At 43.2% G+C, this 7,409-nt stretch carries 2 protein-coding genes; both read right to left on the bottom strand.

Going from position 1 to position 7,409, the window contains the following annotated elements; translation table 11 throughout:
• Window positions 1-5,202 (bottom strand): Ig-like domain-containing protein (locus tag ACKPEB_RS14270; protein WP_408965593.1); only part of this gene is annotated, 5,202 nt, incomplete at its 3' end.
• Between the two features lie 80 nt (window positions 5,203-5,282).
• Window positions 5,283-7,409: Ig-like domain-containing protein (locus tag ACKPEB_RS14265; RefSeq protein ID WP_408965592.1), on the bottom strand; the 2,127-nt coding region annotated here is incomplete at its 5' end.

Below are 7,409 nucleotides of genomic sequence, written 5' to 3'. Positions count from 1 at the left end.
ATTGTAGTTAAAACTATCTACCCCCGTCGCATTTCCCAAACGGCTGTATTGAACTGACGACACCCCTGAAGTAATTAATCCCTGAGTATTGGATAAATCACCTAATGATGTCAGCGTCAGAACATCTCCCTCCACATCACTATCATTATCCAAGGGAAAAATCGAGAATTGGATGCCATTATTAGTAAAAATTGGGCCGTCATTCACCGCCACCGGAAGATCATTTACAGCGTTAATATTAATCGTTACCGTTTGAGTAACCGCCGGATTTTGACCATCACTGACACGATATAAAAACACCCCAGCCGCACCATTAACATTAGTATTTGGCACAAATTCTAACTGAGTCATTTCTGCACTCGTTAAAGTTTGACCAATAGTAATCGCTTCAGTTTGACCCGTAATCCGAATAATTCCTTGACTACTATTAGGAATATTATCCACCGTAATTGTTAACGAATCATTATCTGGGTCAACCGGAGAGGTTATCCCTAAATTTTGATTCACATCTTCGGTCACATCAACGGTTTTATTCCCTTGAACAATTGGAGAACGATTTAAGTCAGCAATCCCGGCAAAATCATTAACATCTAAGGTTTCTATTCCCGTAATTCCTTCTAATTTTGCCAAAATTCGAGAATCATTTCCCGTTGTATTATTGCCATTTCCATCATAAATGAGGTAGGTGCTACTGCCATCATCAAAGATAAATAAACCGGGATTTGTCCCTGGAATAACATCCGTTGTAATATTGGTTTGTACCGTTGTGGCAATATTATTAAAAGATGCAATTACTGTTGTGGCAAAATTAATTTTATCCCCAACCGCAGCCCCTAAACCTTCAAAATCTGTAATCGTGTCATATAATCCTGTTCCAATTTGAGATTGAATTTGACTCTTGGAATTGGCATTAAATTCTGAACCTCCCCCATCATTAACATTGGAATAACGGAATTGGTCAATTCCTGCATTTCCTGTTAAACTATCTGCTCCTAAACCTCCTTGAAGGGTATCTTCTCCTGTTCCCCCTTGTAAAAGATCGGTTCCACTTCCACCGGATAAACTATCATTATCATTATCTCCCCGCAGGCTGTCATTTCCTCCTAAACCCACTAAGGTATCATTCCCTCCTTGACCATTGAGGTTATCGCCAAAACTCCCTCCCGTTACTGAGTTAGCATCAGCATCCGCTACGGGTAATAACTCAACAGTAATTAAACCCGTCGCTGTTCCCCCTTTACCATCACTGATATTGTAGTTAAAACTATCTACCCCCGTCGCATTTCCCAAACGGCTGTATTGAACTGACGACACCCCTGAAGTAATTAATCCCTGAGTATTGGATAAATCACCTAATGATGTCAGCGTCAGAACATCTCCATTGGGGTCACTATCATTATCCAACGGAAAAATCGAGAATTGAATGCCATTATTGGTGAATATGGGGCCATCGTTAACGGCAACGGGGGGCTGATTTAAAGGAATAATCGTAATCAGACTCGCGGCTGTATTACTATTATCCGTTCCATCATTAACTTGAACCTCTACCGTGCGGTTTGTGGGGTTAAAAAGATTAGCCGTATTATTATAAACAATTTGTCCAATGGCGGTTTGATAGGCACTCAGTAAGGCATTCCCCGTTAACGTTAAAATGCCAGTGGTGCTGTTATAACTACTAGCGGTAATACCTGTTGGTAACACACCATTAACGGATAAACTTTCTGCATTGCCATTCACTGGATTTGTTATAGTAATGGTTGCTGATTGAATCGTGGTATTGTCGGGATCAGTAATCACAATATTCCCCGCCGCAGCAATAGCAACAGCAGGTTGTCCTTGCTCAAAGGTTACTTGGGTATTATTTCCAGCTTGACTACCATTTAAGTCTAAAGTTGGAGGTTCGTTGGGATTAACTGTAATATTAACCGTCGCGCTATCGGTTTCACCCTTAACATCACTAATGGTATACAGGAAACTTGCAGGCCCAGTATAATTAGTTGCTGGAGTAAATAGAATATTTCCATTATCCAGGGTGACAGTTCCATTCGTCGCTTGACTGACTTGAGTAATAATTAACGGATCATTATTGGGATCACTATCATTCGCTAATACAGTTGAAGATGAAATCGTCAATAATTGATTTTCTGTTGCTTCGAGACTATCATTCACCGCATTGGGTGGTAGGTTGGGTTGATTAATATCAATGGTGCTAGAGGTTGTTTGGGGGCCACCACTCCCAGTATTACCGTTATCCGTTGTCACAATGTCAATGGTAGCGGATGTATTAAAGGTGGAAGGAGGCGCGAATGTTAAACCATCAAGAGCACTATTAATATTTTCCAGACGACCCACTAATGTAACCGTCGTGGTTCCATCCCCAGTAACATCTACATTATCCGGTGTTGCACCCAAGGTTAAGGTTCCCGTACTGGCGGTTAATGTTACTTGAATAGACTGACCGTTGGCATCGGGGTCACTCATTAAAATTTGATTATCCTGGGTTGCACTAAAAACAATGGGTTCGCTACCATTGGCAATTTGTGCGCCTGGAATTGTATTGACAGGCGGATCATTAACCGCCTCAATTGTAATCGTGCTGGTGGCAAGATTACTATCAGTTTCATTATCCGCGACCCTAACATTAATCACTCGATTTGCAGGATCAGGATTATCAGAAAAATTGCTATAAAACACTTGAGAAAGAGCAATTTCATAACTAGAAATTGGGGCTTCTCCTGTTAATAGAATCACTCCGGTTTGTGGATCATACGTTCCTGCGGTAATCCCTGAAGGTAACTCTCCTTCAATGGATAAACCTTCTAATTCAGAATTAGGAGTATTGTTTAAAGTAATAGTCGCTGACGTTAATTCTGTATCATCCTCATCACTAATACTCACAATTCCAGCAATAGCAACTGGAGTGGTTCCTTCTACAAAAACCGTTGTGTAATTAGTCCCGGTTTTAGCACTATTGAGATCTAAAATAGGAGGCTCATTAATCGATAGGATTTCAACCGTAACGGTTGCTGTTCCCGTTGCACCATTATCATCTCGAATTGTATATTCAAAGGTATCAAAACCAGAAAAATTTTGATCAGGAGTATAACTAATCAGTCCCAAACCTTCATTTAAGCTGGCTGTTCCATTAGAAGGTTGAGTAATTTCGGTAATTGTAATGAGTCCGACCCCACTATCATTACTGGTGATTTCACTCGCGGGAATTTCCAACAAAGTATTCTGTAACCCCGATACCGTATCATTTTCTGCCAGCAGAACCGCCGGGGTTGGTGGTTCTACCGGGGGGGGTGTAGGTTGAGATGGAGTCGGTGTGGGTGGGGTTGTTGGGGAAGTTGTGGGTGTGGGTGGTGACGTAGGTGTGGGTGGGGTTGTCGGTGTTGGTGTCGGTGTCGGTTCGGTTGTGGGTGTGGGTGGGGTGGTCGGTGTCGGTGTCGGTTCGGTTGTGGGTGTGGGTGGGGTGGTCGGTGTCGGTGTTGGTGTCGGTTCGGTTGTGGGTGTGGGTGGGGTGGTCGGTGTCGGTGTGGGTGGGGTTGTGGGAGGTAGAGGGACAGTAGGATCAAGCACAAAGTTAGACTCACTTAAAGTGCTGGCATTCACTCCCTGTAGAACGGCTAAAAATTCACCTGTATTTTTATCTCTGATAATGGTATTACTGGCATTGTTAGCTTGGCCTTGGGCAATTTCGAGATCTTGAAAAGTGAGCCCACCGGATAGCCCAAGTTGATCATTAGTTGTAAAATCCGTAACAATATCCGCTAATTCAACACTGGTTCCTCCGGTGGTTCCTGTAATAAAACTACCGCCATTCGGAGATAGAGTAATCACATAACCGAAAACAAAAATATCATCTCCTGCACCTCCAGTGAGGGTATCGACTCCGGCTTCTCCGGCTAATAAATCATTATCAGCATCACCGGATAAAAAGTCTCGACCTTTACCCCCATTGAGAATATCTTCTCCTGAACCGCCATATAAATTATCAGCCCCAATATCTCCATTTAACAGATCCTGACCTGCATTTCCAAACAATTGATCATCATCTTCTCCCCCAGAAACACTATCATTTCCTAAATCTCCATAAAGAACATCAACTCCTTGACCGCCCACTAAACTATCATTATCTCCGCCCCCAAAAAGTTGATCGTTTCCACTCTCTCCACTCAGGAAATCTTGACCAGAATTGCCATATAAAATATCATCTCCATCTCCTCCACTAACGCTATCGTTACCGAGTTCTCCTGATACTGTATCATTACCTTTATCGCCATAGAGAAGGTCATCTTCACTACCGCCTCGGATACTATCATTGCCTTGGCCACCATACAAACTATCTGCTTCGGCTCCCCCGTTCAAGGTATCATTATCTCTATCTCCAAAAATCAGATCACTTCCCGAATCACCGAAGAGCAAATCATTGCCTTGACCCCCACGCAGACAATCATCGTCTGCACCTCCGACAATGGCATCATTCCCTTCATTGCCATTAATTTGATCTTGTCCAGCGTCTCCTTGCAATAAGTCATTACCGGGTAAACCAAAGATGGTGTCATTTCCATCTAATCCCGAAATGGTGTCATTTTGATTACTGCCAATGATCGTATCATCGCCTTTTGTTCCTGTGCCTGCCCCTTGAATCACAATTGGTTCAGGTTCAGTGGGGCTAGGACTAGGAGTGGCTGTGGGACTAGGAGTGGCTGTGGGACTAGGAGTCGCTGTGGGACTGGGAGTGGCTATCGGACTGGGAGTGGCTATGGGACTAGGAGTGGCTATGGGACTGGGAGTGGCTATGGGACTGGGGGTTTCAGGGGTAAATCCATCGGGAACGAAAATCACACTTCCAGCAGGGCCACTTTGAATCTCTCCCGTTGTTTCACCATCTAAGGTTTGAAATTGTCCGTCTTCTGTTTCAGCTAAATAGATGGGTGTATTGGTTTCGATTGATATGGCTTCATAAATCGGTTCATCAGGGACAAACAGTACCCCTCCTGTTCCACCCGGTAACGTTGTTCCGACACCATTCGATAGGGGGATTAAATCTTGAACTTCTCCAGGGAATGTTTCAAATTTGCTATCAAAAGTTCTGGGAAAAATTAAAATGATATCTCCAGTATTATACAGGCTATTACTGGCAGAAATTCTTAATGCTAAAGTAGCAGGAGTTGTGTTAATAATAGAACTGGTCATAAGGGGAATATTAACGGTTGATGGTTGACACTTGATAGTTGATCTTGTTAGGGCGGGGAAACCCCACCCCTACAAATTAACTAGACAATGACAAAATCACTAGGCCCAATTAAGGTACTAATATTTTGGGTTGTAGGATCGATTGAAGGTAGAATTCCTAAATCAAAAGCAGGCAGATTATCATCACTTAAATCGGGATCATAGCCCATCACATAAGCACCCGAGAAACCACCATAAGATAAATTATTGCGATAGACAAAGAAAGCAGCCGTATCACTGGAACCTTTTTGATTTTTTAAAGCTGCATTCACTGCTTGAACATTATCAAAGGTATCTTGGAAAATGATCACTTGTTTATTACTAATGTCATCTCCTTCCGAACCTAAATTACTAATAATAATGCCTTGTAAGGGAACAACCGTTCCTTCTGCGGTGGTAAAACCGGGGAAACCAATGGAACTAAATAGGAATCGATCATCACCGGTGACATTAAATTCCGTGATCACATCAACGCCTTCTGCGGGCGATAAATAGTAGTAAGAATTATTACCGACATTCCCAATTAAGCTATCAGCCCCTCCGCCTCCAGCGATTGTATCATCATCTTCACCGCCAAAGAGGGTGTCATTACCACTATCGCCAAACATAACATCGTTGCCAATTCCTCCAAACACACTATCTAAGCCATCTCCGGCGTAAATCGTATCCTCTCCTTCATCCGCCACAATGGAATCATTTCCAGCATCCCCAAAAATCGAATCATCCCCAATTCCCGCTAAAACGGTATCTGCACCGTTACCACTAATCAGGGTATCGTCTCCTTCACCACCGATCAGAGAATCATTCCCATCCCCTCCAAACACGGTGTCATTATTCTCTTCAGCGTTAATTGTATCGTTACCCGCACCACCGAGCACTAAGTCTCGACCGATACCAGAGAAAATGAGGTCTTCCCCATCTTCTCCATATAGAGAATCATCTCCAGCATTGGCTGTTAGGGAGTCGTTTCCACTTCCGCCTAAGAGGGTATCATTTCCAATTCCACTGATCAGAATGTCATCATTATTACCACCCGACAGTAAGTTACTATCATCTCCAGTAATTAAGGTATCATTTCCATCTTCGCCTAATAAGGTATTGCGACCCGCACCCCCATCGAGAGAGTCGTTTCCTTGACCCCCAAAGAGAGAGTCATTCCCAATTTGACCGAGAAGAGTATCGCCTTCTTCGTTTCCTCTGAGAATATCATCTCCTTCTCCCCCGTCGAGAGAATCGAGTCCACTTCCTCCTTCTAAAACATCTCGGTTGCCTGCACCTAAGAGGGTATCATTTCCAGCAAATCCTCTAATATATTCACTCAGCCCAGTCCCGGTAATATCGTCATCTCCATCGGTACCGGAAATAATATCATCAACAATGGTAATACTAAAGGCACTTTGAGTGGTTGTGCCAATATTATCTGTCAGGACAAAGAAAAATTCATCTCCCCCTGATACATTTCGAGAATTATATCCGATGGAACCATTGTTAATATTTTCTTGAGTAAATCGCTCTCCTAAATTAATAATTTCAGGGGTAGATCCAATAATTTGTAAATTGCCTAAGTCCGGTTCTTGGGTAATTTGGTAAAAAATTTGATTGGGGGGATTATCGGGATCGGTGGCTAGAAGATTTTCAGAGGTGATATTTTCCTGGTCATTGATCGCCAGAATAATCCCATTATTGACGATTAATGTGGGAGGAATATTAACATTAATTATGACTTGAGCCGTAGCGGTTAAGCCATAAATGTTCTCAACGGTATAGCTAAAGGTTTCTGACCCTGTAAAACCAGGATTTGGAGTATAAGTAATATTTCCATTGGCAGAAATATTGGCACTTCCATTGGCAATGGTTCCTATACTCAGTAATGTCAGATTAGTATTTTGAGGATCACTATCATTCGCCAGGACGTTAAAGGTGACTGCACCTTCTGGGGTTCGTTTTACCGTGTCATTTTGGGCAATGGGGGGCTGTAAGGGCGGTGTAGTTGGGGTGGGCGGTGTAGTTGGGGTTGGTGTAGTTGGAGTGGGTGGTGTGGTTGGGGTGGGCGGTGTAGTCGGGGTTGGGGTTGGAGTGGGCGGTGTAGTTGGGGTTGGCGGTGTGGTGGGTGTTGGTACAGGAATCGGAATAATCGTACCGGAAATCGGCGTGAAACTCTCCGCATT

The organism is Planktothrix sp. (genome assembly GCF_046067725.1).
In the GTDB taxonomy this organism is placed as follows: domain Bacteria; phylum Cyanobacteriota; class Cyanobacteriia; order Cyanobacteriales; family Microcoleaceae; genus Planktothrix.
The sequence above is the reverse complement of the archived record's forward strand: the minus strand, read 5'-3'. Positions and strand labels throughout refer to the sequence as shown.